The sequence below is a fragment of the Arthrobacter rhamnosi genome (genome assembly GCF_054510975.1).
Genome location: NZ_JBTNDN010000001.1, coordinates 546,959 through 573,496 on the forward strand (window position 1 = coordinate 546,959; position 26,538 = coordinate 573,496).

General features: G+C 69.8%; 27 protein-coding genes. 7 read left to right on the forward strand and 20 right to left on the reverse strand.

Going from position 1 to position 26,538, the window contains the following annotated elements; genetic code table 11:
- Positions 1-17: 17 nt before the first annotated feature.
- Entirely contained in the window at positions 18-695 is a 678-nt protein-coding gene (locus ACX80J_RS02565; RefSeq protein ID WP_459346726.1) for a histidine phosphatase family protein, read from the reverse strand.
- A 169-nt stretch (positions 696-864) separates the two neighbouring features.
- On the opposite strand from ACX80J_RS02565, the gene ACX80J_RS02570 reads away from it, so the two are divergent.
- Together ACX80J_RS02570 and ACX80J_RS02575 are read left to right on the forward strand one after the other, a co-directional pair.
- On the forward strand, positions 865-1,422 hold the full coding sequence (locus tag ACX80J_RS02570) for a YceI family protein (RefSeq protein ID WP_459346727.1): 558 nt from the start codon (positions 865-867) through the stop codon (positions 1,420-1,422).
- Positions 1,423-1,613: 191 nt separating this feature from the next.
- The gene (locus ACX80J_RS02575) at positions 1,614-2,297 is read left to right on the forward strand and encodes a hypothetical protein (RefSeq protein ID WP_459346728.1); all 684 of its coding nucleotides are present in this window, start codon (positions 1,614-1,616) and stop codon (positions 2,295-2,297) included.
- Positions 2,298-2,380: 83 nt separating this feature from the next.
- Here the strand turns inward: ACX80J_RS02575 and ACX80J_RS02580 are convergent, their stop codons facing one another.
- Entirely contained in the window at positions 2,381-3,088 is a 708-nt protein-coding gene (locus tag ACX80J_RS02580) for a redox-sensing transcriptional repressor Rex (protein WP_459345572.1), read from the reverse strand.
- Positions 3,089-3,256: 168 nt separating this feature from the next.
- Complete coding sequence (locus tag ACX80J_RS02585; protein WP_459346729.1) at positions 3,257-3,514, reverse strand: glutaredoxin family protein; 258 nt, start codon at positions 3,512-3,514, stop codon at positions 3,257-3,259.
- A 60-nt stretch (positions 3,515-3,574) separates the two neighbouring features.
- Between ACX80J_RS02585 and ACX80J_RS02590 the strand changes: the two genes are divergently transcribed.
- Complete coding sequence (locus ACX80J_RS02590; RefSeq protein ID WP_459345574.1) at positions 3,575-4,387, forward strand: HAD family hydrolase; 813 nt, start codon at positions 3,575-3,577, stop codon at positions 4,385-4,387.
- 164 nt (positions 4,388-4,551) lie between these two features.
- Here the strand turns inward: ACX80J_RS02590 and ACX80J_RS02595 are convergent, their stop codons facing one another.
- The 4 genes from ACX80J_RS02595 to ACX80J_RS02610 all read right to left on the reverse strand — a co-directional run bounded on the left by ACX80J_RS02595 (position 4,552) and on the right by ACX80J_RS02610 (position 7,115).
- The gene (locus ACX80J_RS02595; RefSeq protein ID WP_003792170.1) at positions 4,552-4,650 is read right to left on the reverse strand and encodes a 30S ribosomal protein bS22; all 99 of its coding nucleotides are present in this window, start codon (positions 4,648-4,650) and stop codon (positions 4,552-4,554) included.
- Positions 4,651-4,844: 194 nt separating this feature from the next.
- Complete coding sequence (locus ACX80J_RS02600; RefSeq protein WP_459346730.1) at positions 4,845-5,057, reverse strand: helix-turn-helix domain-containing protein; 213 nt, start codon at positions 5,055-5,057, stop codon at positions 4,845-4,847.
- A gap of 183 nt (positions 5,058-5,240) precedes the next feature.
- A complete protein-coding gene (locus ACX80J_RS02605; RefSeq protein WP_459346731.1) occupies positions 5,241-5,861 on the reverse strand; it encodes an ArsR/SmtB family transcription factor in 621 nt (206 codons plus the stop codon).
- Positions 5,862-5,912: 51 nt separating this feature from the next.
- Positions 5,913-7,115 carry an acetoin utilization protein AcuC gene (locus tag ACX80J_RS02610; protein WP_459345577.1) on the reverse strand — a complete coding sequence of 401 codons (1,203 nt, stop codon included), beginning with the start codon at positions 7,113-7,115 and terminating at the stop codon, positions 5,913-5,915.
- 133 nt (positions 7,116-7,248) lie between these two features.
- Between ACX80J_RS02610 and ACX80J_RS02615 the strand changes: the two genes are divergently transcribed.
- Positions 7,249-8,661 (forward strand): TrkH family potassium uptake protein, encoded by a 1,413-nt coding sequence (locus ACX80J_RS02615; RefSeq protein WP_459345578.1) that lies wholly within the window; start codon positions 7,249-7,251, stop codon positions 8,659-8,661.
- A complete protein-coding gene (locus ACX80J_RS02620; protein ID WP_087074562.1) occupies positions 8,654-9,322 on the forward strand; it encodes a potassium channel family protein in 669 nt (222 codons plus the stop codon). The genes ACX80J_RS02615 and ACX80J_RS02620 overlap by 8 nt, the downstream gene beginning before the upstream one ends.
- Before the next feature lie 37 nt (positions 9,323-9,359).
- On the opposite strand, the gene proC is transcribed toward ACX80J_RS02620, so the two are convergent.
- The 6 genes from proC to trhO form a co-directional block, all read right to left on the reverse strand.
- Positions 9,360-10,211, reverse strand: coding sequence for a pyrroline-5-carboxylate reductase (gene proC / locus ACX80J_RS02625; protein WP_459346732.1), 852 nt, complete (start codon positions 10,209-10,211; stop codon positions 9,360-9,362).
- 227 nt (positions 10,212-10,438) lie between these two features.
- Positions 10,439-11,281 carry a sugar phosphate isomerase/epimerase family protein gene (locus ACX80J_RS02630; protein ID WP_459345580.1) on the reverse strand — a complete coding sequence of 281 codons (843 nt, stop codon included), beginning with the start codon at positions 11,279-11,281 and terminating at the stop codon, positions 10,439-10,441.
- Positions 11,232-12,245: a Ppx/GppA phosphatase family protein gene (locus ACX80J_RS02635; RefSeq protein ID WP_459345581.1), complete on the reverse strand. Its 1,014-nt coding sequence runs from the start codon at positions 12,243-12,245 to the stop codon at positions 11,232-11,234. Before ACX80J_RS02635 ends, ACX80J_RS02630 begins: the two co-directional genes overlap by 50 nt.
- Positions 12,246-12,296: 51 nt before the next feature.
- Positions 12,297-15,044, reverse strand: coding sequence for a type I DNA topoisomerase (gene topA / locus ACX80J_RS02640; protein ID WP_459346733.1), 2,748 nt, complete (start codon positions 15,042-15,044; stop codon positions 12,297-12,299).
- A gap of 123 nt (positions 15,045-15,167) precedes the next feature.
- Entirely contained in the window at positions 15,168-16,868 is a 1,701-nt protein-coding gene (locus tag ACX80J_RS02645) for a DUF7059 domain-containing protein (RefSeq protein ID WP_459345583.1), read from the reverse strand.
- Positions 16,868-17,794, reverse strand: coding sequence for an oxygen-dependent tRNA uridine(34) hydroxylase TrhO (gene trhO, locus ACX80J_RS02650; RefSeq protein WP_459345584.1), 927 nt, complete (start codon positions 17,792-17,794; stop codon positions 16,868-16,870). Before trhO ends, ACX80J_RS02645 begins: the two co-directional genes overlap by 1 nt.
- A gap of 89 nt (positions 17,795-17,883) precedes the next feature.
- Between trhO and ACX80J_RS02655 the strand changes: the two genes are divergently transcribed.
- Together ACX80J_RS02655 and ACX80J_RS02660 are read left to right on the forward strand one after the other, a co-directional pair.
- A complete protein-coding gene (locus tag ACX80J_RS02655; protein ID WP_459346734.1) occupies positions 17,884-18,534 on the forward strand; it encodes a GNAT family N-acetyltransferase in 651 nt (216 codons plus the stop codon).
- Positions 18,535-18,582: 48 nt separating this feature from the next.
- A complete protein-coding gene (locus ACX80J_RS02660; protein ID WP_459346735.1) occupies positions 18,583-21,102 on the forward strand; it encodes a DEAD/DEAH box helicase in 2,520 nt (839 codons plus the stop codon).
- A 58-nt stretch (positions 21,103-21,160) separates the two neighbouring features.
- Here ACX80J_RS02660 and ACX80J_RS02665 read toward each other — a convergent pair whose 3' ends face one another.
- The 7 genes from ACX80J_RS02665 to ssd form a co-directional block, all read right to left on the reverse strand.
- Positions 21,161-21,535, reverse strand: coding sequence for an Rv3654c family TadE-like protein (locus tag ACX80J_RS02665; RefSeq protein WP_459346736.1), 375 nt, complete (start codon positions 21,533-21,535; stop codon positions 21,161-21,163).
- Positions 21,536-21,539: 4 nt separating this feature from the next.
- On the reverse strand, positions 21,540-22,007 hold the full coding sequence (locus tag ACX80J_RS02670; protein WP_459345588.1) for a TadE family type IV pilus minor pilin: 468 nt from the start codon (positions 22,005-22,007) through the stop codon (positions 21,540-21,542).
- On the reverse strand, positions 22,007-22,414 hold the full coding sequence (locus tag ACX80J_RS02675; protein WP_459345589.1) for a DUF4244 domain-containing protein: 408 nt from the start codon (positions 22,412-22,414) through the stop codon (positions 22,007-22,009). Before ACX80J_RS02675 ends, ACX80J_RS02670 begins: the two co-directional genes overlap by 1 nt.
- A 130-nt stretch (positions 22,415-22,544) precedes the next feature.
- The gene (locus ACX80J_RS02680; RefSeq protein ID WP_459346737.1) at positions 22,545-23,219 is read right to left on the reverse strand and encodes a hypothetical protein; all 675 of its coding nucleotides are present in this window, start codon (positions 23,217-23,219) and stop codon (positions 22,545-22,547) included.
- Positions 23,216-23,986 carry a type II secretion system F family protein gene (locus tag ACX80J_RS02685; protein WP_459346738.1) on the reverse strand — a complete coding sequence of 257 codons (771 nt, stop codon included), beginning with the start codon at positions 23,984-23,986 and terminating at the stop codon, positions 23,216-23,218. The genes ACX80J_RS02680 and ACX80J_RS02685 overlap by 4 nt, the downstream gene beginning before the upstream one ends.
- Positions 23,983-25,296, reverse strand: a complete 1,314-nt coding sequence (locus ACX80J_RS02690) for a TadA family conjugal transfer-associated ATPase (protein ID WP_459346739.1) — start codon at positions 25,294-25,296, stop codon at positions 23,983-23,985. The genes ACX80J_RS02685 and ACX80J_RS02690 overlap by 4 nt, the downstream gene beginning before the upstream one ends.
- The gene (ssd, locus tag ACX80J_RS02695; protein WP_459346740.1) at positions 25,293-26,438 is read right to left on the reverse strand and encodes a septum site-determining protein Ssd; all 1,146 of its coding nucleotides are present in this window, start codon (positions 26,436-26,438) and stop codon (positions 25,293-25,295) included. The genes ACX80J_RS02690 and ssd overlap by 4 nt, the downstream gene beginning before the upstream one ends.
- Positions 26,439-26,538 lie beyond the last annotated feature (100 nt).

Here is a 26,538-nt window from a genome sequence, read left to right on the forward strand (position 1 = left end):
GGCGTGTAGTAATTCTATTACGCGCCAGGGACATTCGCCGCACCGGGCAGCAGGTCGGCGCAGGGCTCCGCGTAGCGCACCCGCCGGATGGCGTCACCCTCGAAGTCGAGGGACGTGACCGACGTGAGCGTGCACTCGCGCTGGCGCGGGTCGTGCCACAGTCGGCGGTGCTCGGCGGCCAACCTCGTCACCCAGATCGGCAACTGGTGGCTGACCAGGATGGCCTCGGGCGGACGATCCGCGGCTTCCTGTCCTGCGAGCTCGACGGCACGGCGTCGGGCATCCTGGACGCCCGCCATCACGCGCTCCACCTGCTGGTGGTAGGGCTCACCCCAGGACGGCTTGAACGGGTTGACGAGGAGCGGCCAGTAGCGCGGCTGGCGGAGCCGGCTCTTGATCTTCGACATACCCTCGAAGCCGTTCTCCGCCTCGATGATGCGCTCATCGGTCGCGATCGGGAGGCCCAGGGCGTCGGCAAGCGGCTGCGCCGTCTCCTGCGCCCGGGTGAGCGGAGACGCCACGAGGTGGACGATATTGGCACCCTCGTCCCGCCGCTGTTCGAAGTAGGCGGCCACCTGCTCGGCCATTCGCCGGCCGAGTTCGGAGAGGTGGAACTCGGGGAGCCTCCCGTAGAGGACCCCCTCGGGGTTGTGGACCTCACCGTGGCGCACCAGGTGGACGGTTGATCTCTGCATGCCTCCAGTTTCCCGCATGGCCCCGCACGACGGCCAATCGGGAATCACGGCCACCGGCCCTCGCCATCGCTTTACTTGAAGGTTTTACCGATCTCTGGAATAAAAGATGCATACGCATGCTTTTGTATCTCGTAAGCATGCGCCACCCACTTCCACTCAGGAGTTCACCATGACTGTCCCCTCAGGCCTCACCACCGGCACCTGGTCCTTCGACCCCGCTCACAGCGAAGTCGGCTTCAGCGTCCGCCACGCAGGCATCAGCAAGGTCCGCGGCTCGTTCAAGGACGTCGACGCGTCCCTCGCGGTGGGCTCCTCGCTCGAGGACTCCCGCATCACGGCCACCATCAGGACCGCCTCCTTCACCTCGGGCGACGAGAACCGCGACGCGCACGTCAAGGGCGCCGACTTCTTCGACGTGGAGCAATTTCCGGAGATGACCTTCGTCTCGACGTCCCACGAGGGCTCGGGCGAGACCTACAGGATCCACGGCGACCTCACCATCCGCGGCATCACCCGGCCCGTCGTCCTGGACGCCGAGTTCAACGGTGTCGCGGTCGATCCCTTCGGTGCCACCCGCGCCGGCATCTCCGCCTCCACCAACATCTCCCGCAAGGACTTCGGCCTGACCTGGAACGCGGCCCTCGAAGCCGGCGGCGTCCTCGTCGGCGACAAGGTGACCATCACCATCGAAGCCGCCTTCGTGGCTTCCGCCGCCGTAACGGTCTGATCGGCCGCCCGGTTTCTCTGCCGAAAGGCACTGCGGCTCCCCGCCGGCGTCGTCCACTGGACGACGCCGGCCGTCGGCGTCGAGCCCTGTTCCCGCCCGGGCCGACGAACTAGGCTGACGAGGACCGCATCCGCGCACGGCGCGTCCAGAGGGACACCCGGCCGGATGGCAGACCACACGACGGGGCCGCGATGAGCACGCAGGACAACCCGCCTTCGGGCCAGGACGACAGGCAGTTCGGGACTCCCCCGGGTTCGACGGGCGGCACGTCCCCGTCCGGGCAGCAGGGAAGCCGGCAGCAGAGCGGCGACAGGGCAGCCTACGGCCAGGTGGGCCATACGGGCCAGACCGGCCAGTACGGCTACCAGGCCGCCCAGCCCTACGCCTACCCCGGCGGAGGTGCGGGCCCGCGGCCGGCGGAGAAGGGTCCCGCTCCGGCGGAGGTCGTGAGGGCCTACTACCTGATCGTGGCCGCCGGCGCCCTCTCGCTCGTCGCGTCGATCATCTCGGCCCTGACCACCGAGGTACCCGACATCGCGGGCGCATCAGTCGGCGTCGGGCTGGGCATCGTGTTCGCGGCGCTCTTCGCCGCCGTGTACGTGGTGCTGGCGGTCTTCATCAGGAAGGGCCACAACTGGGCCCGCATCACCGCGACGGTGCTCGCCGCGCTGAACGTGCTGTCCGTCCTCAGCAGCTTCCTCCTCATGCCACTGGTCGGCCGGGCCGCCGAGCTGAGCGACCAGCCCCTGGCGACGCCGTCAGGACTGTCGCTCGCACTGGCCGTCATCGTCATGCTCCTCGGAGTCGCCCGCGTCGTCCTGACGTATCTCAGGCCCTCGCGGCCCTACTTCGCGCCGCGGCGGCTCGGCTACTGAGCGCGGCCCCGCATCGAGCGGATCATGCCGCGAGCGGGCTACTGGGCGCGGCCCGGCCTCGAGCGGGTCACGCGTCGGGCGGGCTACTGGGCGCGGGAGATCGGGCCGAGGTCCGGCTCCTGCGCCCTCTGCGCGTGGTACGCCAGGATCTGCAGCTCCGTGGACATGTCCACCTTCCGCAGCTGCACGTGCGGCGGCACCTGCAGCACCACCGGCGCGAAGCTGAGGATGCTCGAGATCCCCGCGGCGACGAGCCGGTCGCACAGCTCCTGCGCCACGGACGCCGGCACGGCGAGGACCACCATGTTGGTCCGGGTGCGCTCCAGCACCGTCTCGAGGTCGTCCACGGCGCTGACGCGGAGATACCCCACTTCGGAACCGACCACGAGCTGGTCCGCATCGAAGATCGCGACGATCTCGAAGCCGCGTGAGACGAACCCGGAATAGCCGGCCAGCGCGCGCCCGAGATTACCTGCGCCGAGAATGGCCACGCGCCAGTCCAGCGTGAGCCCGAGGGCGATGGAGATCTGTCGGTTCAGGTACTGCACGTCGTACCCGACCCCGCGCGTGCCGTAGGACCCGAGGTAGGAGAGGTCCTTGCGGAGCATCGGAGAGTTGACACCGGCGGCATCCGCCAGCTCCTCCGACGACACGCGTTCGATGCCCTCGGCCAGCAGGGAGTTGAGCGCCCGCAGATAGATGGTGAGCCGGGCGACGGAGGCCGGCGGAATGTGACGCGCCGAGTCGCCCACGGGGTGAAGGCCTGGCATCTCCGGCGTTGTCACTGTCATCGGCTCCGTTGCTAGCACCGCCGCGCCCGGTGCCGGGGCGGCAGTTCCTGGTGTCCCCCGGCGTCGGGGGCGGAAGTAGAACCACTGTATGCCGACGACGCGGGGCCTCCAAGCCGGGCCCTGCCCGGCAGGACGGTCAGCGCCCGGCAGGCCCGGGCAGGGCGGCCCCTAGGACAGCATCCGGCGCAGCCTCGTCTCGTCGATGGACCAGAAGTCCCGCTGCACGCCGTCGATGAACAGGACGGGCAGTTCCTCGGCGAACCGTTTCCCGAGGGCGGGTGCATCCGTCACGGACAGCTCCCGCCACCCGAGGCCGAGTTCCGCCGTCACCCGCCCCACGACGATGCGCGCGTCCTCGCAGAGGTGGCACTCCGGCCGGGTCAGGAGAACGACGCCGGCACCAGGCGGATCCGCGGGCATTTCCATCCTCCAACCGTACTGCCGCGCCGCAGGGCAGGCACGGAGGGAAAGAACTAGACTCGCATCATGCCGGACGCCGCCCGGGGCACGCAGCCCTCCCAAGAGCCTCCGGCGCCGGCCGAGGGCGAAGCAGCCTTCTTCGATGTCGACAACACGCTGATGCGCGGCGCGAGCCTGTTCCATGTGGCCCGCAAGATGTACCAGCGCAAGGCCTTCACCCTCCGCTTCGCCGCGGGGCTGGCGTGGAAGCAGCTTCGCTTCATCATGCGGGGCGAGACGATGACGGACGTCAATTCGGTCCGCGATGCCGCCCTCGCCTTCGCCATCGGCATCGCCCACGAGGACATCCTCGCCCTCGGCGAGGAGGTGTACGACGAGATGATCGCCTCGAAGATCTGGCCCGGCGCCCGCGCCCTCGCGGAGCAGCACCTGTCCTCGAACCGGCAGGTCTGGCTCGTCACCGGGACGCCCGTCGAGGTCGCCGCGGTCATCTCGAGCCGCCTCGGACTGACCGGCGCCCTCGGCACGGTAGGCGAGGTCGCGGACGGCCTCTACACGGGAAAGCTGGTCGGCGAGTTCCTGCACGGTCCTGCGAAGGCCGCCGCCATCGTGGCGCTGGCGGAGCGCGAGAACCTCGATCTTGCGCGCTGCTGGGGATACAGCGACTCCTACAACGACATCCCGCTGCTGACGGTCGTGGGGCATCCCGTCGCCATCAATCCGGACAGCAAACTCCGCCGCCACGCCCGCGCGAACAACTGGCCCGTCTACGACTTCCGCAGCGGCCGGCGGGCCGCCACGTTCGGCCTGCGCGCGGCCACCGTCGCCGGCTCCATCTACGGACTCTGGCGCGGGTTCTCCCGCTTCAGGGCCCACTGACGCAGCTGCCCCGTCCGTCCGGACAGCCCCGGCAACCCCCTCCGGACAACCCCGGCGGTGCTCCCGGAGCCCCCGGACAACCCCTGGAACGACGACGGCCCGGCTCCCCGCAGGGCGGGGATCCGGGCCGGTCGGCACACTCCGGCTCGAGGCCGGGCGCCTGTCTACTTCTTGTTGCGGCGCTGGTGACGGGTCTTGCGAAGCAGCTTGCGGTGCTTCTTCTTTGCCATACGCTTGCGGCGCTTCTTGATTACTGAACCCATAGAGTCCTCACAAACTGTTGTGTAGCCAGCGCGGATCCAGGCAGGAAGCCAGGAGGCCGGCGCTGTGATGACGAAAGGCGCATGCCTGCTGGCAGTTGCCCGGATGATGCAAAAAGTCGAGCGGGCCTAGGCCCGCCCCAAACGCTCCTTAACAGGGTACATCCGTTTGGAGAACGGACTGGACGGCCCGCCGCTCAGGCGCTCTCGGTCCGCACGTCGACCTGCGCCCGGTGGAGGAACTCCCCCACTGCCGATTCGGGGACCCGGTAGGACCGACCGAACTGGACTGCCGGCAGGTCTCCCGCGTGGACGAGCCTGTACACCGCCATCCGTGAGACACGCATGAGCTCGGCCACCTCCGCGACCGTCAGAAACTGCACATCCGAGAAATTCTTCCCGTCTGCCATCACACCACTATTCCTTTGCATGGAGGCCTGGATCCCGCTCCGGGACCGGCATCGAGAAGGATGCCCGGAGCGACTGCACGGCGTGTCGCCTTGTAGCAAAGGATGATCCGCCTGAGGAATCACTTTAGTGGCTGGTGCAACCAAACGAAAAGGACGCCCGGCACCGGCCCCGCACAGAGGGCCTCAGGAATCGCGACGACGGCGCAACTGCGACAGGAGATCTGCGGCGCGCTCGGCGGCCCTGCCCATGGTCCTGCCGATCTGCGCTCTCGGGGCACCTTGCTCGACCGGGACCTCCGGATCTGCCAGGACCGCAGCGGCGAGGACTCCCGCGTCTGCCGGCGTCGCCTCGGCGACCGCGCGGGACACGCCCTCCGGCACGACATCCGGCACAGCATCCGGTGCCGCGTCCGATCCCGCCTCAGGTACAGCCTCAGGTACAGCGTCCGGACCAGCGTCCGATGCCGTCTCGGGTCCCGCGCCGGACCCGGTTCCTGCGGCGACGCTTCCGCCGGCCGGTTCGGCGGCCCCGGGCTCCGCCACGCGCGGATCGAATTCGGCGAGCCAGTCCCGCACGAGCCCGAGAGGGGCGGTGTCCAGTGAGTAGTAACGCTTCTGACCCTGTGCCCTCATGCTGACCAGCCCTGCCTCCCGGAGGACTTTCAGGTGCTTGGACACCGTCGGCTGGCTCACCTGCAGCTCGACAACGAGCTCCCCCACCGCTTTGTCGCCGTCGCGCAGATGCTTGAGGATCTGCCTGCGCGTTCCTTCGGCGATGACAGCGAATACATCATCGATTCCCATTCGCCCACCCTAGCGATATATACGCCGGACGGCATCCTGATGCCCGGGAGATCAGTCGAACCAGGGGTCCAGCCCGTGGAGCGGGAACACTGCCTTGCGGGTGGCCATCACCGTGCGGTCCAGGTCGTCGTTCGGGTCGTACCCGATCTCCCAGGAGCGCCACCACGGATCGGCGCCGTCGCCCATCAGCGCCGGGGTGTCGATCCCGTGCCGCTCGAGCACGTAGTCCCGCCACGCCGCAGGCACCGGAGTCGATGGCACTATCGCGGCTCCGGCGGCCACGGCGACCAGCAGCGTCCAGGACCGGGGCACCACGCTCGCCAGGGCGTAGCCGCCGCCGCCGGTCGCGATCCACCGCCCGTCGCAGAGCCTGTCCGCCAGCTCCCGCACGCCGAGCATCATCGCGTGCTGTGCGTCGACGCTGACGCGCAGGTTGGTGAGCGGATCCTCCCGGTGGGAGTCGCAGCCGTGCTGGCTGACGATGACATCGGGCGCGAAGGCTGCGGCGAGCTGCGGCACGACGGCGTGGAAGGCCCGCAGCACGGCGGAATCCCCCGCGACCGTCGGCAGCGCGACGTTCACGGCGTAGCCCTCGGCATTCGGTCCGCCCGTCTCGTTGGCGAAGCCGGTCCCGGGGAAGAGACTCATGCCCGTCTCGTGGAGGGAGATCGTCATGACGCGGGGTTCGTCCCAGAAGATGCTCTGGGTTCCGTCGCCGTGGTGGGCGTCGACGTCGATGTAGAGGACGCGCCGGGCGCCGCGGTCGAGCAGGCGCTGGACGGCCGCCGCGGCGTCGTTGTAGATGCAGAAGCCGCTCGCGCGCGACCGGGCCGCGTGGTGCATGCCTCCGCCGAAATTGACCGCCCGCACGACGGAGCCCTGCAGAATCGCGTCGGCGGCGCCCAGCGAACCGCCCGCAAGGCGGGCGCTCGCCTCGTGCATGCCCACGAACGCTGGGGTGTCCTCGGTGCCGAGTCCCCTTCCGGCGTCCGAGCGGTCCGGGTTGCTGCTGACACTGCGGACGGCACTGATGTAATCGGGGCTGTGGACCGTCGCGAGGTCGTCGTCCGAGGCCACGAAGGGTGACGCGACCGTCACGTGGCCGAGGTCGAGCAGGCCGCAGTTCCGCGTGAGGCGGGCGGTGAGGTGCAGCCTCTCCGGGTTCATGGGGTGCTGTCCGCCGAAGTTGTAGGCCAGCATCGATTCGTCCCAGACGACCTGTAGGGGCACCGCTGGCCCTGAATGCGTAGACATCCCTGCAAGGCTACGCGATAGGCGATATTCCGACGATGCATCCGGGTGAGATGCTTTACTACTGCAAGGGACAAGGGATGATTCCGATGCCGCTTCGGCGGGAGGACCAGCGAACGGGGCAGAGCGGGCGGCAATGGTGAATTTCCAGCCACGACGGCTGAAGGACGATCACAACGGGTACTTCAGGCTGTTGGCCTCGATCCGCGACTTCGTCGACTCCTTCGCGAACAGCTCGCCCGCCCGGCTCGCCCTCTTCATCTTCACCGCCGTCATCCTGGTCTTCACGGCACTGCTGAGCCTGCCCATGTCGACCAACAGCGGCACGGTCACCCCCCTCCACGATGCGTTCTTCACAGCGGTGTCCGCCGTCTGCGTCACCGGGCTCACCGTCGTGTCCACGGCGACGCACTGGTCCTTCTTCGGGCAACTGGTGATCCTGCTCGGCATCTTCATCGGCGGCCTCGGCACCCTCACGCTCGCGTCCCTCCTGGCCCTGATCGTCAGCAAGCGCCTCGGGGTCCGGGGGAAGCTGCTGGCGCAGGAGGCCCTGAACAATGCGAGCCGCCTCGGTGAGATCGGCACGCTCCTGCGGATCGTCATCACCACCTCCGTGGTGATCGAGGTGGTGCTCGCCGTCGTCCTGATCCCCCGGTTCATGCTCCTCGGCGAACCGTGGTGGCAGGCGCTCTGGCACGGCATCTTCTACTCCATCTCCGCCTTCAACAACGCAGGCTTCACCCCCCACAGCGACGGACTGGTGCCCTACGAGACGGATCTCTGGATCCTCACCCCCCTCATGGTGGGCGTCTTCCTCGGCAGCCTCGGCTTCCCCGTGGTCATGGTCCTCGTGCAGGTGGGCTACCGGTTCAGGAAGTGGACGCTGCACGCAAAACTCACGGTGTCCGTCTCGCTGATCCTGCTCGTAGCGGGCACCTTCGCGTGGGGATTCCTCGAGTGGGAGAACAGCCGCACGATCGCCGACCTCAGCGTCGCCGACAAGACCATCCATGCCTTCTTCGCCTCGGTCATGACGCGCTCCGGCGGGTTCAACCTCGTGGACCAGAACGACATGAACACGACGACGATGCTCCTGACGGACGCCCTCATGTTCGCGGGCGGCGGGTCCGCGTCGACGGCCGGCGGGATCAAGGTCACCACCATCGCCGTCATGTTCCTCGCTATCGTTGCCGAAGCACGCGGTGACTCCGACGTGCGGGCCTGGGGACGCACCATCCCGCACAGCGTGATGCGCGTCGCCATCTCGGTGATCTTCATGGGCGCCACGCTCGTCCTGGTCGGCAGCGGCCTCATCCTCGCCCTCTCCGACGAACCGCTCGACAAGGTGGTCTTCGAGGTCATCTCCGCGTTCGCGACCGTCGGCCTCAGCACCAACCTGAGCGCCGAACTGCCCCCTGCAGGCAAGTACGTCCTGTCCGCCCTGATGTTCGCCGGGCGCATGGGCACCATCACCCTGGCCTCGGCCCTCGCGCTGAGGCAGCGCAGCACGCTCTACCACTACCCCGACGAGAGGCCGATCATTGGCTGAAAGACCCGCCCACAACGCACCCGTCCTCGTGATCGGACTCGGCCGCTTCGGCGCGGCCACGGCCGAACAACTGGTCCGACAGGGCCGCGAGGTCCTGGCCATCGAGCGGGACCCGCAGCTGGTCCAGAAGTTCGCGGGCATCCTCACGCACGTCGTGGAGGCGGATGCGACGAACATCGACGCACTCCGTCAGCTCGGTGCCCAGGAGTTCTCCGCCGCCGTGGTCGGGGTCGGGACCTCTATCGAGTCCAGTGTGCTCATCGCCGCCAACCTCGTGGACCTCGGCATCGACCACCTGTGGGTCAAGGCCATCACCCCGTCGCACGGCAAGATCCTCAAGCGCATCGGCGCCAACCACGTCATCTATCCCGAGGCGGACGCCGGCCAGCGGGCCGCGCACCTCGTCGGCGGGCGCATGCTCGACTTCATCGAGTTCGACGACGGCTTCGCGATCGTGAAGATGTACCCGCCGAAGGAGACCCAGGGCTTCACGCTCGCCGAGTCGTCCGTGCGCTCGAAGTACGGCGTCACGGTGGTCGGCGTGAAATCACCCGGCGAGGACTTCACCTATGCGCGGCCCGAGACGAAGGTGTCCGGCCGCGACATGCTGATCGTCTCGGGGCACGTGGACCTGCTCGAGCGCTTCGCCGGCCGGCCCTAGCCACGGCCCGTCGGGGTCGGCCGGCGGCCCGGCGGGGTCAGGCCGGCTCCGCCAGCTCGCGGGTGATCTCGGCCGCGCGGGCAGTGGCGGCCTGGGCGCCGTCCGCGATGATGTGTGCCAGCCCGAGCTTGTCGAAGGTCTCGATCGCGCTCTGCGTGGTGCCGTTCGGGCTGGTGACTGCCCGCCGCAGCGCCGAGGCGTCAGCGCCCTCCTCGGCGAGCATGAAGCCTGCCCCGGCGACCGTCTCGCGGGCGATCAGCCCGGCCAGGTCCGGATCGAGTCCGAGCTCCTCGCCTGCCGCGGCCATGGCCTCGGCGAGGTAGAAGGCGTAGGCGGGGCCGGAGCCGCTGACGGCCGACAGCGCGTCGACCTGCTCCTCCGGGATCTCGACGACGGTCCCGGCCGGCCGCAGCAGCTTCCGCGCCTGCGTCATGAGGTCCGGTCCGACGGAGGATCCCGCGGAGATGGACAGCACCCCCCTGCCCAGCCGTGAGGGGGTGTTGGGCATCGACCGGATGACAGGCTGCCCCGCGGGCAGGGCGGCCTCGATCATCGCGATGGACACGGCGGCGGCAACGCTCAGGACCACGGCGGAGGGCTTCAGCGCCGGAGCGACCTCCCGGGCGAGCGGGACGATGCCCACGGGTTTCACCCCCAGGATGACGACGTCGGCGTCCTGGACGGCTGCGGTGTTCGCGCCGTCGACCTCCGAGGTGGCCCGCGCGTCGATCCCGTGGCGGTGCCGGAGTTCCTCCGCCCGCTCGGCGCGCCGCACGGTGGCCGTGACCAGGGCGGGGTCGAGACCGGCTGCCAGGAGCCCGGCCAGGATGGACTCGTTCATGGAGCCGCAGCCGAGGAAGGCGATGCGCTGCGTGGTGTCCGTCGTCATGGCCCCATCCTGCCACGAGCTGTTTCCAGCCCGTTCCCAGCGTTCTGGGTGTTACGGCACAAGGAAGGCGCCTAGTGTTCCAACTACCCCATGAAGGTGCGAGTGATGGGCCGGAATTCCTGATCCGGTCCGGCGTCGGCGGTAGTGGATGATGCCCAACATCCGTTTCCGCCGGCGCCATTCTTCGTGGTTCCGGCCCCTTTGCGCCCGCCGTTGCCGGCGGAACGTCAGTGGCGCAGGTTCATCCGCGCGAAGCGGAGCGTCTCCGCGAGCCATTCCTCGCGCTCGCCCGCCCCGCGGGCCCGGCGCGTGCTGACCTCCACGGCCACCACCCCGTCCCACTCTGCGTCGGCGAGGTGGTTGAGCGCCTCGGCGCACCGCTGCTGGCCCTGGCCCGGGAGCAGGTGCTCGTCCTTGCCGTTCGGCGTGCCGTCCGTCAGGTGCACGTGCGCGAGCCTGTTCCCCAGGGTCCGGATCTCCTCGTAGGAGTCCATCCCGGCGATCGCGGCATGGGAGAAGTCCCACGTGATGCGCTCGTACGGCTCGGGAACGGGGTTCCAGTGCGGCAGGTACGCTTTCGCCTCGCGGCCCCGGACCTTCCACGGGTACATGTTCTCGACGGCGATCTCGACGCCGTACTCGCGGGCGACCCGCGTGATGCCCTCCGGGAACTCCTCGGCATAGCCCGTCTGCCACCGGAACGGGGGATGCGTCACCACGGTCTTCGCCCCCACCTCCGCGGCCATGGCGGCGGAGAGCTCGATCTTCGTCCAGGCCTTGCCCCACACCTGCTGCGTCAACAGGAGGGTCGGTGCGTGGATGGCCAGGATCGGCATCTCGTAGCGCTGGCTGAGCATGCTGAGCTGGTCGGGGTTCTGGCTCACCGAGTTGTTGGTGACCATGACCTCCACGCCGTCGTAGCCGAGGTCCTGTGCGAGCGCGAAGGCGTCGTGGACGGAGAGCGGATAGACGGATGCGCTGGACAGCGCGACCGGGATGCGGCCGTCGGGCTGTGCCACGTCAGGCTCCCCCGGGCAGGGACACACGGCGTGCCGAGTCGAGCTGGACATGGCCCACCCCGACTCCGGGCAGCGGCTCGTCGGCCTCGAACATCTTGGCGTCGAACCGCCGCAGCAGCAGGCCTTCCCGCAGCGCCCAGGGGCAGATGTCCATGGACGGGACGTCGAACAGTTCGAGGGCGCATTCGGCGACGAGCGCACCCGCGAGGACCTGCGGCGCACGGAGTTCGGAGACGCCGTCGAGGTTGATGCGGTCCTTGACGCTCATCGCGGCCAGCCGCTTGGTCCACAGCTTGAGGTCCTCCAGGCGCAGCTCGCGGCGCACGAAGGGCCCGGCGGCCGACGGGGCCGCCCCTGCGATGCGCGCCAGCGAGCGGAAGGTCTTCGAGGTGCCGGCCACGAGGTGGGGGCTGCCGAGGTGGGCGAACTGCGGCACCGCTTCCCGGAGGGTCTCCCGGATGTAGCGGCGCAGTTCCTTCACGCTCTTCGCCGACGGCGGGTCCCCGCGGAGCCAGTCGCGGGTGAGGCGGCCCGCGCCGAGCGGAACGGACAGCGCCACCTCGGGGAGCTCGTCCGTGCCCATCGCCATCTCGAAGGACCCACCGCCGATGTCGAGGTTGAGGATGGACTCGGCGCCCCAGCCGTACCAGCGGCGGACGGCCTGGAAGGTCACCGCGGCTTCCTGGTCCCCGGACAGTTCCTGGAGGTCGACGCCGGTCTCCTCGCGTACGCGCGCGAGGACCTCGCTGCCGTTGCCGGCCTCGCGGATGGCCGAGGTGCAGAACGCGAGGAAGTCCTCGGCGTCGTGCCCGCGCGCGAACTCACGCGCCTCGCCGACGAAGCCCACGAGCTCGTCCTGGCCCTCCCGCGAGATGCTGCCGTGCTCGTCGAGATAGGCCACGAGCTGGAGGGGCTTCTTGTGGGAGGCGAACGGCACGGGACGCCCACCCGGGTGGGCGTCCACGAGCAGCAAATGGACCGTGTTCGACCCTATGTCCAGCACACCTAGCCGCATTGTTCCCGCGCTTCCCGCTCATCCCCCGATATCGTCTGTTGTCCCGCGGCGCTACTTGCCCGCCGCGACCTTGCGCTTCGCAGGCGCCCGGCGCGTGGTCTTCTTCGGGGCCGGGCCCTTGGCACGCTTGTCGGCGAGCATGTCGATCGCCTGTTCACGTGTCAGTTCCTCGATCGCCATGGAGCCGGGCACCGTGATGTTGGTGACGCCGTCCGTGATGTAGGGGCCGAAGCGGCCGTCCTTCACCACGATGGGCTTCTCGCTCACGGGATCGTCCCCGAACTCGGCCAGCGGTGGGGTGACCGTCCTGCCGGCACGCTGCTTGGGCTGCTTGTAGAGTTCCTGCGCCTGCTCGAAGGTGATCGTGAAGATCTCCTCCTCCGAGCCGATGGAGCGGGAGTCGCTGCCCTTCTTCAGGTACGGGCCGAATCGGCCGTTCTGCACCGTGATCTCCTTGCCGTCCTCATCCGTCCCGAGTACGCGCGGCAGGTTCATCAGCTTGAGGGCATCCTCGAGCGTGACCGTGTCCACCGACATGGACTTGAAGAGCGAGCCGGTGCGCGGCTTGACCTTCGCGGGCTTCTTCGGCGGCTTGGGCTTGCCGTTCTTGTAGTACTCGACCGGCTGGCTGGCCAGTTCCTCGGCCGTCTGCTCGGGGATCAGCTCGATCACGTACGGTCCGTAGCGGCCGTCGCGTGCCACGATGGTCCGCCCGGTCTCCGGGTCGGTCCCGAGGACACGCTCCTCCGACGTCGGGGCCTCCATCAGCTCGATCGCCTTCTCGGCGGTCAGCTCGTCCGGCGCGAGGTCCTCGGGCACGTTCGCACGCTGCGGCTCGGTCCCCTCCGGTGCGTCCGGTGGCAGGGGCTTCTCGAGATACGGTCCGAACTTGCCCACGCGCAGCGTGATGCCGTCGGCGATCTCCACCGAGTTGATGCGGCGCGCGTCGATCTCGCCGAGCTCGCTGACGATCGTGTGCAGGCCGGTGTCCTTGCGGTCCCCGTAGTAGAAGTGGTTGAGCCACTCCACACGGCCGGTCTCCCCGCGGGAGATGCGGTCCAGGTCCTCCTCGAGCTCCGCCGTGAAGTCGTAGTCGACGTAGTCGTTGAAGTGCTCCTCGAGCAGGCGTACCACGGAGAAGGCGATCCAGCTCGGCACGAGGGCCTGGCCCCGAGTCCGGACGTAGCCGCGGTCCATGATCGTGGACATCGTCGCGGCGTAGGTCGACGGGCGGCCGATGCCGCGCTCGTCGAGGACCTTCACCAGGGACGCCTCGGTGTAGCGCGGGGGCGGCGACGTCTCGTGGCCGGAGGCCTCGATCGCCGTCGCGCCGAGGGCATCGCCCTGGGCGACGTTGGGCAGGCGCGTACCCTGCGCGTCGTCGTCGGTGCCGTCCTCGTTGCGGTCCGCGTCGCGGCCTTCCTCGTAGGCGGCCATGAAGCCACGGAAGGTGATGACGGTGCCGGATGCGGAGAATTCGGCATCCCGGCCGTCGGCGCTCCTGGCACCGAGGCGCAGCGAGGCCGTCGAGCCCTTGGCATCCGCCATCTGCGAGGCGACGGTCCGCTTCCAGATCAGCTCGTAGAGCCGGAACTCGTCGCCACGCAGGCCCTGCGCCACCTGGGCGGGCGTGCGGAAGGAGTCGCCGGCGGGGCGGATGGCCTCGTGCGCCTCCTGCGCGTTCTTGGCCTTGCCCTTGTAGACGCGGGGAGACCCGGGGACGTACTCCGGGCCGTACAGCTCCGACGCCTGGCGACGGGCGGCGTTGATGGCCTGGTCCGACAGCGCCGACGAATCGGTACGCATGTAGGTGATGTACCCGTTCTCGTACAGCCGCTGCGCCACCTGCATGGTGACCTTCGAGCTGAAGCGCAGCTTGCGGGCCGCCTCCTGCTGCAGGGTCGACGTGGTGAACGGCGCCGCGGGACGGCGCGTGTAGGGCTTGGTCTCCACGGACCGCACGGTGAAGGCGGCGCTCTCCAGCCCGACGGCGAGGGAGCGCGCGGCGTCCTCGTCGAGCCGGACGGCGCTGGCCGCCTTCAGCTCACCGCGGTCGGAGAAGTCCTTGCCGGAGGCGATGCGGCTGCCGTCGACGGCGACGAGCTTCGCGGGGAAGGTGCTGCCCTTCGAGGAATCCTCGGGTGTGAAGGTGCCCGTGAGGTCCCAGTACGACGCCGCGCGGAACGCCATGCGCTCGCGTTCGCGTTCGACGACGAGGCGGGTGGCGACGGACTGCACGCGGCCGGCGGACAGGCCCCGGGCCACCTTGCGCCAGAGGACGGGTGAGATCTCGTACCCGTAGAGCCGGTCGAGGATACGCCGGGTCTCCTGGGCATCGACCATGGGGATGTCGACGTCGCGCAGTTCGCCCATGGCGCGCGTGACGGCTTCCTTGGTGATCTCACCGAACGTCAGCCGGTAGACGGGGACCTTCGGCTTGAGGACCTGCAGCAGGTGCCAGGCGATGGCCTCGCCCTCGCGGTCCGCATCGGTTGCGAGGTAGAGCTCGTCGGCGTCCTTCAGGGCTGCCTTGAGCTCCGCGACGGTCTTCCGCTTCTCGGGGGAGACGACGTAGTACGGCTCGAAATCCTTGTCGAGGTCCACCGCGAACTTGCCGACGGAGGACTTCTTGAGTTCCGCGGGGAGGTCGGAGGGCTGCGGCAGGTCGCGGATGTGCCCCATGGACGCGGCGACCTGGAAGCCCTCGCCGAGGTAGCCCGAGATGCTCTTGATCTTGCTGGGGGACTCAACGATGACGAGCTTCTTGCCGTGCTTCTTGTCCGTGGCCTTGGTCGGCACTTCTCTCCTATATAAGCGGGTGCGATGCCGCAGCAGGAACGCGGATATCCGGTCCGGATCCCGCTGCTGGGCCTCACCTGACAGTATGCGTCATGCGTACCTGCACAAGGGTAACCGCTGGTTTCAGGGCGCAGGAATCAGGAAGCCTTCCCGGATGAGCTGCTCGACGTCGACCAGCAGTGCCGCGGTGAAGGCCGCATCGGGCCTCTCCAGCAGCATGGCGAGGGCGCCCGCGATCTGCCCCGCCGTGAGGTCGCCGTCGCACGCGGAGACGAATCCGGCGAGCTCGGTGCTCAGGAGCGTGGTGCGCCGGAGGCCGGCTCCCTGCCGCAGAAGGATGACTCCGGGGTGCTCGGCACCGGGCCGCTGGTGGCGTTCCTCGGTGACGTCGTCGGCGACGAGCAGGAACTCGTCGGCGATGCCGATGCCCGAGGCGGCCTGCTCGGTGTGGGCGGCCAACCAGTCGCTGCGGCTGACGGCGGCGGCCAGGTGCGGGCCCACGGGCTGCTCGATGTCGTGGGTGATCTCCTCGAGCGTCACGCGGACGAGGTTGCTGGGTGTGCCCGGCCTGCGGAGCCACACCGACCCGAAGCCGATCGCCTCGACGTTCCGGGAGGCGAAGTCGGCCAGGTAGGCGGCGAAGCCGTCCAGGTAGGAGCCGCGGTCACGATTCTCGGCGGCGTCGCGCAGCCACGTCTCGGCGTACTGCACCGGCGTCAGCTGCTCACGCTGGATGATCCAGGCGTCCACGCCGGGAGGGACGAAGCTCCGGATGCGGCGATCCCACGCCGCACCCTCGGTGATCTCCCAGTTGCCGAGCAGTTGCGCGGCACCGCCCGGTGCGAGTATCCCGGGCAGGTCCCGGACCAGAGTCTCGACGATGGCATCCCCTGCCAGTCCCCCGTCACGGTAGGTATAGCCTTCCTCCCCCGTGCGCGGCGTGATCACGAAGGGCGGATTGGAGACCACCAGGTCGAAGTGCTCCCCCTCGACCGGCGCGAGCAGGCTGCCCCGGCGGAGGAGAACCCGGTCCCCGAGCCGCTGGGCGTCGATGTCCAGTGCCGGTGCGTTGAGCAGGAGGTTGAACCGGGCGAACGCGAGGGCGCGGTCGGAGATGTCGGTCGCCGTCACGTGGCGGGCGTGCGCCAGGAGGTGGAAGACCTGGATGCCGCACCCTGTTCCCAGGTCCAGGGCCCGGTCCACCGGCGTCCTCATGACGGTCTGAGCCAGGGTCAGCGACGCCCCTCCGATGCCCAGGACGTGGTCGTGGCGCAGGGCTCCTGGGCGCTGTTCCGCACCGAGGTCGCTCGCCACCCACAGGTTGCCTCCGACGTCCGAGCCGTAGGGACGCAGCTCGACAGCGGCACGCCAGCGCGTGGGGGCCGCTCCCGCATCGCTGCCGGCGGCACCGTCAGCGGTATCTCCGCCGGCTCCCGTGGCGCCTTCCGCGGCGACGCCGTCAGGCCCGGCCCTCTCGATGAGCCTCAGGCGTTCGAGGCCGGGGACGCTGACGCCGGGGAAAGCGGCCCGGAGCCCCTCTTCCGGAACAGTCTCCCCGAGGAGCCACAGCAGCACCGGGATGACCTGCGCGGTCCCGCCTCCACGGAGGAGGCGCCGGCATTCCAGGAGCGCCGGCACCAGCTGGCCCCGGCCGAGTGCGGAGTACGCGGGAGCGCCGAGAAGGGCTTCGACGCCGTCGACGGTGTAGTCGAGGGCAGCCAGGTCCCCGGCGAGCGCCTCGAGCGATGTCAGGTCCGTGCTCGACGGCGCGGACGCGACGTCGTCGTCGAACTCCTGCCGGCCGGCACTTCCGGTGACCGGCATCAGGCAGCGCCTGCTGCCGTGGCCTCGGCCTCGTCGGACTCGCACCCCTGCGGGCAGCGCAGGGTGGCGGGGTCCGCAGCGCACCCGGCGCAGTACAGGGTCAGGTTGCGGCAGGACGGGTTGGAGCAGTTCTCGAACTTGTTCGTGGGTGTCTGGCAGCGCACGCACTTGCCGATCGTCACGGCGTCGTCGCTGAATTCGAGGTGCATGCGCTTGTCGAAGACGTAGAGCGAGCCCTCCCAGAGTCCGCCGTCGCGGTACTTCTCGCCGTAGCGCACGATGCCGCCGTCGAGCTGGTAGACCTCCTGGAAGCCGCGGTTGACCATGAGGCTGGAGAGCACCTCGCAGCGGATGCCGCCCGTGCAGTAGGTCACGACAGGCTTGTCCTTCAGGTCGTCGTACTTGCCGGAGTCCAGTTCGCGGACGAAGTCGTGCGTGGTGCGCACGTCGGGGACCACCGCCCCCTTGAAGCGGCCGATCTGCGCCTCGAGGGCGTTCCGGCCGTCGAAGAAGACGACCTCCTCCCCCTCCGCCCGCTTGGCGTCGACCAGCGCATGCAGCTCCTCGGGCGCGAGGTGCGTGCCGCCGCCCACGACCCCGTTCCCGTCGACCTTCAGCTCACCCGGGGCACCGAAGGAGACGATCTCGTCCCGCACCTTCACGCTCAGCCTCGGGAAGTCGTCCGCGCCGCCGTCGGACCACTTGATCTCCATGCCACGGAACGCCGGGTACTCACGCGTCGTCTTCACGTACTGCTTCACGGCCGAGATCTCGCCGCCCACCGTTCCGTTGATGCCGTCCCTGGAGATGAGGATCCTCCCGCGCAGCCCCCACTTCTCGCAGAGTGCGCGCTGCCACAGGCGGATTGCCTCAGGATCCGGCAGGGGTGAAAAGGCGTAATAAAGGGCAATACGGTTCATCGACACGGCTTAAAGCCTACTTCGCGGCGTCACACGGCCGCCTCCGCGGCTGCAGTCCCTGTGATTCGCGGTCCCCGCGAACTATGGTTCAGCACATGGGCGCACACGCAGATGACGAGCTCCTTCAGACCTGGATCGACGGATGGTCCGCGTGCCGCGGATACGAACCGCATAGGGACGGGCGCAGTACCTCCGTCCTGCTGACCGACCAGCAGAACCGGACGGAGCACTTCCTCTTCGAACCCACCACCGAACGGTTCCTCGAGCTGGCATCCGAGACCCGGCAGGATCCGGGACGGGTGCTGACGGTCGTCACCCGCCGGATGCAGGAGCTCATCGACGCGGCCCAGCCGCTCCACGTGCAGGTCACGGACCGCCAGCAGTCCCTGATGAGTCTCGACATGCGGGGCCAGGACGTCGAGGACCCGCGGGCGCCCGGTGAGGACTTCACCCTCGAGCGCTCCCGTGAGGGCGCCTGCCGCAGCGTGACGGTCCATGCCGGCGGGGAGCTCGCGGCCCGGGGGTCGGTCGCCGTGGTGGGCGAGTACGCGGTCTACGATCGCATCGTCACGGAGGAGGGCTACCGGCGGCGGGGCCTCGGCAGCTACGTCATGCGTGCCCTGACCGCCGCGGTCCTGGAGGACGACATCACCACCGGCCTGCTCATGGCCTCGGCGGACGGCCGCGCCCTGTATGCATTCCTCGGGTGGCAGAATCTCGCCGACGTGTTCGTCATCAGAGGATAAGGACCGTTTCCGCCGTGCATGCGGGATGCGCGATGGGACAATTGCGGCGTGGCTGCGCAGAACTCCCTGATCCCGTTGCTCGGAGGTGGACCCGACCCTGAGCAACTGCTGCACGTCCGCGAGATCCCGGCCCGGGAGGCCGAGCACGCCCCCTGGCCCGAATGGGCGCACCAGGACGTCATCGAGGCGTTCAGGACCCGCGGAGTGGTCGAACCGTGGCGGCACCAGGTGGAGGGGGCCAGGTCCGCCCACGACGGAGCGCACACGATCATCGCGACGGGCACCGCCTCGGGGAAGTCCCTCTGCTACCAGCTTCCGGTCCTCGACGAGATCCACCGCAGCGAACTCGGAAATCGCGCGACCCTCGCACCTAACGGGTCCGTGGCCCTCTACCTCGCGCCCACCAAGGCCCTGGCCGCGGACCAATTGTCCGCCATCAACGCACTGAAACTGCCCACGGTTCGGGCCGAGACGTACGACGGCGACACGGAGTCCGGCGCGCGCCGCTGGATCCGCGACCACGCGAACCTGGTCCTCGCGAACCCGGACATGCTGCACTACGGCATCCTGCCCAACCACACCTGGTGGGCCCGCTTCTTCCGGCGCCTCAAGTACGTGATCATCGACGAAGCCCACAGCTACCGGGGGGTGTTCGGCTCCCACGTCGCCAACCTCCTCCGACGGTTGCGGCGGATCTGCGCGAGCTATGGCGCGAACCCTGTGTTCATCGGGGCCTCGGCGACGTCGGCGGAGCCCGCCGCGTCCTTCGGGCGACTGATCGGCGCCCCGGTGTCCGCCGTCGCCGAGGACAGCTCGCCGCACGGTTCGACGACGGTCGCGTTCTGGGAGCCCCAGCTCACGGGCATGAAGGGCGAGAACGGCGCTCCCACCCGGCGGACCGTCATTGCCGAGACGTCCGACCTGCTCGCGAACCTCGTGTCCTCCCGAGTGAGGACCATCGCGTTCATCAAGTCGCGTCGCGGTGCGGAGAGCATTGCCCAGACCTCCCGGAGGATGCTCGAGGATGTGCACCCGAGCCTCCCGCACCGCATCGCGGCCTACCGGTCCGGATACCTGCCGGAGGAACGCAGGGCGCTCGAAGCTGCGCTGCGGAGCGGGGAACTGCTGGGTGTCGCCAGCACGTCCGCGCTGGAACTCGGCATCGACATCTCCGGCCTCGATGCCGTCCTGGTGGCCGGCTGGCCCGGAACGAGGGCTTCCCTCATGCAGCAGATCGGCCGCGCCGGACGGTCAGGACAGGACGCCCTCGCGGCCTTCGTCGCCAGCGACGACCCGCTGGACACCTACCTGGTGCACCACCCCGAGGCGGTCTTCGACCTCGCCGTCGAGGCGACCGTGTTCGATCCCTCCAATCCCTATGTCCTCGGTCCGCACCTGTGCGCCGCCGCGGCCGAGCTGCCCCTCACCGAGGGGGACCTCGGCCTGTTCGGTGCCACCTCGGAGGATCTGCTCGGCACCCTGTGCGACCAGGGCTTCCTGCGGCGGCGCCCCGCGGGATGGTTCTGGACGCACCCGCAGAGCGCCGCCGCGATGGTCAACCTGCGCGCCGACGGCGGCGGGCCGATCAACATCGTGGAGGCTGATTCCGGGGCGCTGCTCGGGACGATGGACTCGCCCCAGAGCCACTACCAGGCGCATCCGGGCGCGGTATACGTCCATCAGGGGCGGACCTACGTGGTGCAGGAGCTCAACGAGCAGGACCACTGTGCTGTCGTCTCGCGCGCCCATCCCGACTACTACACGCAGGCGCGGGACGTCACGCAGATCGAGGTCATCGGGCGCGACGTCAGCCGACTCTGGGGCGGTGTCCTCGCCAACTTCGGCGATGTGAAGGTCACCACCCAGGTGGTGTCCTTCCAGCGCAAGGCTTTCTCCTCCAACGAGGTCCTGGCCGAGGAGCCGCTCGAACTCGGGGCACGGGACCTCTTCACGAAGAGCGTGTGGTTCGAGATCAGCCCGGAACTCCTCGCGGCGGAAGGCATCCTCGCGGAGGAGCTTCCCGGAGCACTCCATGCGGCGGAGCATGCCGCGATCGGGCTGCTGCCCCTGGTGGCGTCGAGCGACCGGTGGGACATCGGTGGGGTGTCCACGGCCCTGCACGCCGACACGGGGCTGCCGACCATCTTCGTGTACGACGGCCACCCCGGGGGTGCAGGCTTCGCCGAGCGCGGTTTCGAGGCGGCACGGACCTGGCTGTCCGCGACCCGGGACGCGATCGAAGCCTGCGAGTGCGAGTCCGGCTGCCCCTCCTGCGTCCAGTCCCCGAAGTGCGGCAACCGCAACAATCCGCTCAGCAAGGGCGGTGCCGTCGCGGTCCTCTCCCTGATCCTCAAGCAGGCCGCTGGCGCGGCGACCGGAGCCGAGCCGGCACCGGGGACGGACTCCGCCTCCGGGACGGGTTCCGGCTCCCGCGGTGCACCGGCGTCCGGAGCGGCGGCGTCCGGAGCGGCGGCGTCCGGAGCGGCGGCCGGATCCACGGTCGTCACGTCCGGAGTGGCGTCCGAAGTGGCCTCCGGATCCGCCATCGCATTGGGCCGGAAAGCCTAGACCGCCAGGACCAGGAGACGGCGTCATGGAGGACGTCCAGGCCGCGCTGCCGTCGACATCATGGCGGCGGCCCGGCCCGCGCCGCACCCACCGCATCGGGAAGCAGGCCCGCAATGCCGACGGAGACGCGGACCAGGGCGGTTCCCGGACCCGTCTCGCCGATGGTGCAGGCCTGCACAACTGCGCCATGGTGTTCCGCAACTGATCCGGCCGTGGAGCACGGGTCGCCGACCGTGAGTCCCCGGGCAGCGTCCGCTGCGGCCAGTGCGGCGAGATCTGCTGCTGTCGCCGCTTTCGACGCGCCCGATGCGGCCTGCAGCAGCAGGGCCGCGGAGGCGATCAGCAGCAGTGCCAGCATGGCGAGGCCTGCCATCAGCAGCGTCCCGGCCCCGCCCTCGGAGTCGATGGGCGACCCCGCGCTGCCCACGGTCATGCACCTACCCACGGTCCTCCTCCTTCCCCGAGGCGGTCGCAATCAGCTCGATTCCCATCAATTCGACGACAGGCCCATCGACCCGCGCCCTCACCTCCACGGTGGTCCAGCCGGAGCCGAACGCCACGGAAGTGGTCGCGTTGCTTCCTGCAAGCCGCCGGACCGTCTGTTCCACGGACGCACTGCTCTCACCCCGCATGGCCTCGCGTGCTCCTGCCCGTGCTGCTTCCTCCAGCTGCAGCTGGACCGTGCCGATGTGCGCGGTACCGAGCAGGAGCGCGAGCAGGACGACCAGGACGGGAAGGACGACGGCGACCTCGGCGGTGACCGACCCGCGCTGGCCAGGGCGTGCGCGTCCCCTGCCACGGTCCCAGGCGGAAGGCGTCCCGCCGAGACCGCCGGCAGGAACGCGGCGGCGGTGCGGTTCCCATCCCGTCCGTCCCCGCCGCGGCCTGCCCCGGTCCGCACCCATCAGCCGAAGTTCAGCGCAGACGTGATCAGGGACATCAGGAGGCCCTTGACCTCGCCACTGGACAGCACCGCGACGAGCAATGCCGCGAAGGCGACTGCGGCGAGCGTGGCGATGGCGTACTCGGCGGTCGCCATGCCTGCCTCCCCACCGGGCACGTCATCCTGGCGGTGCCGGATGATCCGTGCGTTCGACCGCCGCCGCCGGGCATCAGCCCGACGGGCGGCCCGGTCGCCCACGGGCTCCGGGCGGGGGAAACACCCCTTGCCGTCCTGTCCGAGGACCGGCTCGGGGCTGACCCCATCGACCGGGGACTCGCTGATCGGGCAGAACGATCCGTCATGTCGGGCTTCCGCGGGCACCTGGAACGAGGAACCACCCGGCATCCTTGCGTGTGTTTCCGATGACATGGGAACTCCTTCTGTCGGCGGGGGCGTTGGTCCCCGTGCTGGGAGCGGCAGTCGCCGCAGGAACAACTCTCCCGAGGGGGACGTGCCCGGTGGATTCCCCGGAGGGCTAAGTGGATAACTGCTGGCGGAACTAGAGGGGCAAGAGCCCCAGGACGACGGGCACGACTCCGAGGCAGATGAAGGCAGGTAGCGAACACAGGCCGAGGGGCAGGACGAGTTGCACTCCCAGTGCCGCGGCTTTCCTGTCCACCTCCCGGTTGTGCCGCCGTCTCAGCTGAGCCGCGTGGGCATGCAGGAGCGCCGCGGACGGCGCACCCGTGGACGTGGCGAAGCGAAGGCCCTGCCGGACGTCGTCGACGACCCCACCCTGAACCGTCACTCCACGTCCCCGGCGGAGCCGGGGAGCCCGCTGCTTCCGGGCAGCGGGACGGCTCCTACCGGTCCACCCGTCGTGCCTCACGGCTCTGCCGGCGGAATCCCCTGCGATGTCCCCCGCGGCATCCCATGCGGCATCCCATGCGGCGTCCCATGAAGCGCCGAGGACCCGGGCGGCGTAAACGCGCACCAGGGACGAGCGGATCCGGGGCTCGCAGGTCTCCGCCACGAGGAACAGGGCCTTCTCGACCGAGGCACCCGAGGACAACACGGCGGCCAGCAGGTCGAGGATGAGCGGGGCGTCCCTGATCCCCCGTCGTCCTCCCGGACGTGCGGGTGGCGGGATCCTGGTCCTGACCCGTCCCGATCCGACCATCAGCGTGAGAGCCGCAGCGGCCAGCAACAGGGAGACCAGTGGCCCGGCCATCATGGCGCACCTCCTGCGCGCTGCACCAGGCGCCGGGACCATTCACGTGATGCCACCATCAGGACTGCGCCCGTCATGAGGGCGAGCCGTCCCAGGGCCGAGCCGGCGAGTACCTCGAACGGGTTGATGCCGAGGGCGAAGCCGAGGACCAGGCCGACGACCGGTAGCCAGGCGAGGAGGACGACCGTTGCACGGGGTCCTGCCAGCGCAGTGTCGCGGGCGGAGAGCCCGTCGAGCTGGGCGTCGAGCTGGGCCGCGTAGTGCTCGAGGATCCCCGCCAGCGGCGCCCCGCTGCGCTCTGCAACCTCCAGACAGCCCGCGAGGTCGATCCACAGGCGGTCGACGTGGGCGCTGCTCGAGCCCCTGCGGTGTGTGGCGCTGGAGCCTCCCGCAGCCTGACGGAGGGCATCCGGGACGCTGAGGCCCAGGCCGGCCGCCCGGCGTGCCGTCGCGATCACCGGTAGGGCTGCATCGCCGAAAGCGCTGTGCCGATCTGCATAGACGAGCTCGAGGTCCGCCCACAGGACGTGGGGTGGCCGCCCTGCCCTGAGGAGCCCGGCCAGCTGGTGGACGAACAGCGGCAATTCGTGCAGGTCGGCCGTCCTGGCGCCCGTCGGCCCGAGCCCTGCCCGGACGCCGGCGCCCCGGACACCGGACGCCCCGGCGAGGACCGTACCCGACTGCGGCCTCCTGCCCCGCGGTACCGTCCTGGGGAGTGCGAGCACGATGGAAGCACACGCCAGCAGGCATGCGACGGTCGTCCCGGTCACGGGTCGGGCCCGGTCCAGCCCACCCTGACGGCGAAGCCGCTCCATCCCGCCGCCCGGCGGCAACCCGTACCGGTATCGACCAGGGCGGGCGTCACCGCGAGGTCCTTGCCCGGGCTCAGCTCCACGAGTCCGATGCTTTCAACGCGTCGGCCCCGGGCATCGCGTACGACATGCACCACTACGTCCAGACCGCTGGCCGCATGCAGTGCGAGGGCTTCCGGGGCCAGACCAGCAAGAGCGGCGAGCGCGCTCAGACGGGCCGGGACGGCGTTCGCCGAATTCGCATGCACCGTTCCCCCGCCGCCGTCGTGCCCTGTGTTCATCGCCGACAGCAACTCGCGAACCTCCGCACCGCGGCATTCCCCGACCACCAACCGATCCGGCCTCATCCTCAGCGCCTGCCGCACGAGTTCGGTGAGATCGAGTACGCCCGCCCCCTCGAGGTTGCCGTGACGGGACTGGAGTCCGACGGTGTGCGGGTGGGACGGGTTGAGCTCTGCCGCATCCTCGACCAGCACCACGCGCTCCTGGTGCCCGGCCAGGCCGAGGAGGGTGGAGAGGAGTGTGGTCTTCCCGGTTCCTGTCGCGCCGCTGACGAGGAAATTCAGGCGGTGCCGCATCATCAGCGTCAAGGCCTCCGCCATCGCGGGGGCGACTGTCCCGCCGGCGACGAGCTCCGGAAGGGTGAACACCCGGGGCCTCCGGATCCGGATCGACAGGAGTGTCCCCGCCGTCGAGATCGGCGGGAGGACGGCGTGGATCCGCAGCCCTCCCAGACGCACGTCCACGGCGGGACACCCGTCGTCGAGGCGCCTGCCGCCGGCGGCCACGAGGCGGACGGCGAGCGCGCGCACCTCCTGGTCGGTGTCGAACATGCAGCCGATTCGCCGCAGGCCGGTCGCGCCGTCGACCCACACGTCATCGGGCCCGTTGACGAGGATGTCCGTGATGGTTTCCTCCGCCAGGAGATGCTCGAGCGGCCCCAGTCCCTTGAGCTCGGCACGGACGTGATCGAGCGCGGACAGGGTCCCCTCCGACCCGAGCAGCTTCCCGCTCGATCCCACGGCGTCGGCGAAGGCCGCTCCGGTCGCCGGCACATCTCCGGCAAGAACAGCCCTCCGCACCGACTCGACCATGAAGGCCCCCGATGCCCCGGAGGACGCCGATGCCCCGGGTGCCCCTCCGGGATCCTTGCCCCCTGCCCTGTCGCCGGCCGGCCACCCCGGAGGATCCTGGTAGGCAGGGACACTGCCGAGGGTGGCACGCAGTTGGCGCCGGGTGGGGCCGCCCGGCATGTCGCCGCCCCTCATGCCGTCCGCTCCCTACCCGCCACGGCGCCCCCGACGGCGCCCCCGACGGCACCCGCGACGGCACCCGCGACGGCACCTGCGACGACACCGTCGACCACGGACTGGACGAGCTTCCGCGCCTTCTTCGGCAGGCGGAAATCGAGCATCCTGCTGTCTGCTTCCGCCTGCGCCACTCCCCGCACGAAGGGAAGGTACGGGAGGGGGCCGGCTCGTCCGACGGATTCGGCGACGAACCACGCATCCAGGCGGTCGAGGACCGGACCGCGCAGCACCACCGTCACGGGTGCCGACCCGAGGGCCTGCAGGACGGCGGCAGCTGCGGCGACACTGCGAGGCCGGGCCGGGACGAGGAGGACCAGCCGATCGCACGCAGCCACCAGCGACGGAACGGCGGCACCACTGCTGCCCAGATCGATGAAACTGGTGTCGAAGGCACCCCGCGCAGCTTCGAGGACGACTCCGGCGGACCCCATGCCGTCCCCTGACAGAATCTGGACGGCGCCGGTCGGCGCGGCGTGTGACAGCAGGGAGAAGGTACCGTCCGTCGGCAGCGCCGCCGCGAGCTGCTCGGCACTCAGTGTGCCTCGGATCTCCCCGAGGTCATGCCATCGCACGCCGGGGCGGTCCTCGAGGCCGAGGGCGAGGTCCAGGCCCCCACCCAGGGGATTCCCATCCACCAGCAATGCGGACCCTCCCCCGGCGGCGGCATGGCGGGCGCACCAGAAAGCGAACGTACTGACCCCACATCCGCCGGCGGCCCCGAGGACACCGACCACGGGCCCGGTGGCGGCCGGGTTCAGCAATCGTCCGAGGTGTTCCGCGAGCCAGCCTGCACCCTGGGGCAGGATGACGACGCGGGACGACGGCAGGCCGGCGGCGCTCCCCCATGCCCTCGCTTCATCCCCGGCTCCCCCGACCACGATGACCTCACGCCGGCCGTGCAGCCCTTCAGTGACCTGCTCGCAGCCGACGAGAAGCACCAGTGGATCGAGGGAAAGGGCTTCGGCGAGGACGGGCACGAGCATCGGCGCGACGCCTGCGGCAGCACAGGCCCTCGCCACCTGGTCCTTGACCAGCTGCGAGCCGCCCGCAAGGACCACCGGCCCCCGCCGGGCGTTCAGGGCCCACATCGCCTGCGTCATCGGTCAAGCGTCCTCGGCGGGAGTTCCCTCCGGAGCGGGCACGGCCGCCATGTGGACAACCCTCCCGATTCGAGGAATGACACCCCCACCGCCGACAATG

What these genes read in the sequence shown, in the direction of transcription:
- ACX80J_RS02565 (WP_459346726.1), bottom strand. Translation starts at nt 695, where the DNA reads ATGCAGAGATCAACCGTCCACCTGGTGCGCCACGGTGAGGTCCACAAC.
- ACX80J_RS02570 (WP_459346727.1), top strand. Translation starts at nt 865, where the DNA reads ATGACTGTCCCCTCAGGCCTCACCACCGGCACCTGGTCCTTCGACCCC.
- ACX80J_RS02575 (WP_459346728.1), top strand. Translation starts at nt 1,614, where the DNA reads ATGAGCACGCAGGACAACCCGCCTTCGGGCCAGGACGACAGGCAGTTC.
- ACX80J_RS02580 (WP_459345572.1), bottom strand. Translation starts at nt 3,088, where the DNA reads ATGACAGTGACAACGCCGGAGATGCCAGGCCTTCACCCCGTGGGCGAC.
- ACX80J_RS02585 (WP_459346729.1), bottom strand. Translation starts at nt 3,514, where the DNA reads ATGGAAATGCCCGCGGATCCGCCTGGTGCCGGCGTCGTTCTCCTGACC.
- ACX80J_RS02590 (WP_459345574.1), top strand. Translation starts at nt 3,575, where the DNA reads ATGCCGGACGCCGCCCGGGGCACGCAGCCCTCCCAAGAGCCTCCGGCG.
- ACX80J_RS02595 (WP_003792170.1), bottom strand. Translation starts at nt 4,650, where the DNA reads ATGGGTTCAGTAATCAAGAAGCGCCGCAAGCGTATGGCAAAGAAGAAG.
- ACX80J_RS02600 (WP_459346730.1), bottom strand. Translation starts at nt 5,057, where the DNA reads ATGGCAGACGGGAAGAATTTCTCGGATGTGCAGTTTCTGACGGTCGCG.
- ACX80J_RS02605 (WP_459346731.1), bottom strand. Translation starts at nt 5,861, where the DNA reads ATGGGAATCGATGATGTATTCGCTGTCATCGCCGAAGGAACGCGCAGG.
- ACX80J_RS02610 (WP_459345577.1), bottom strand. Translation starts at nt 7,115, where the DNA reads ATGTCTACGCATTCAGGGCCAGCGGTGCCCCTACAGGTCGTCTGGGAC.
- ACX80J_RS02615 (WP_459345578.1), top strand. Translation starts at nt 7,249, where the DNA reads ATGGTGAATTTCCAGCCACGACGGCTGAAGGACGATCACAACGGGTAC.
- proC (WP_459346732.1), bottom strand. Translation starts at nt 10,211, where the DNA reads ATGACGACGGACACCACGCAGCGCATCGCCTTCCTCGGCTGCGGCTCC.
- ACX80J_RS02630 (WP_459345580.1), bottom strand. Translation starts at nt 11,281, where the DNA reads ATGTCCAGCTCGACTCGGCACGCCGTGTGTCCCTGCCCGGGGGAGCCT.
- ACX80J_RS02635 (WP_459345581.1), bottom strand. Translation starts at nt 12,245, where the DNA reads ATGCGGCTAGGTGTGCTGGACATAGGGTCGAACACGGTCCATTTGCTG.
- ACX80J_RS02645 (WP_459345583.1), bottom strand. Translation starts at nt 16,868, where the DNA reads ATGCCGGTCACCGGAAGTGCCGGCCGGCAGGAGTTCGACGACGACGTC.
- ACX80J_RS02655 (WP_459346734.1), top strand. Translation starts at nt 17,884, where the DNA reads ATGGGCGCACACGCAGATGACGAGCTCCTTCAGACCTGGATCGACGGA.
- ACX80J_RS02665 (WP_459346736.1), bottom strand. Translation starts at nt 21,535, where the DNA reads ATGACCGTGGGCAGCGCGGGGTCGCCCATCGACTCCGAGGGCGGGGCC.
- ACX80J_RS02670 (WP_459345588.1), bottom strand. Translation starts at nt 22,007, where the DNA reads ATGGGTGCGGACCGGGGCAGGCCGCGGCGGGGACGGACGGGATGGGAA.
- ACX80J_RS02675 (WP_459345589.1), bottom strand. Translation starts at nt 22,414, where the DNA reads ATGTCATCGGAAACACACGCAAGGATGCCGGGTGGTTCCTCGTTCCAG.
- ACX80J_RS02680 (WP_459346737.1), bottom strand. Translation starts at nt 23,219, where the DNA reads ATGATGGCCGGGCCACTGGTCTCCCTGTTGCTGGCCGCTGCGGCTCTC.
- ACX80J_RS02690 (WP_459346739.1), bottom strand. Translation starts at nt 25,296, where the DNA reads ATGAGGGGCGGCGACATGCCGGGCGGCCCCACCCGGCGCCAACTGCGT.
- ssd (WP_459346740.1), bottom strand. Translation starts at nt 26,438, where the DNA reads ATGACGCAGGCGATGTGGGCCCTGAACGCCCGGCGGGGGCCGGTGGTC.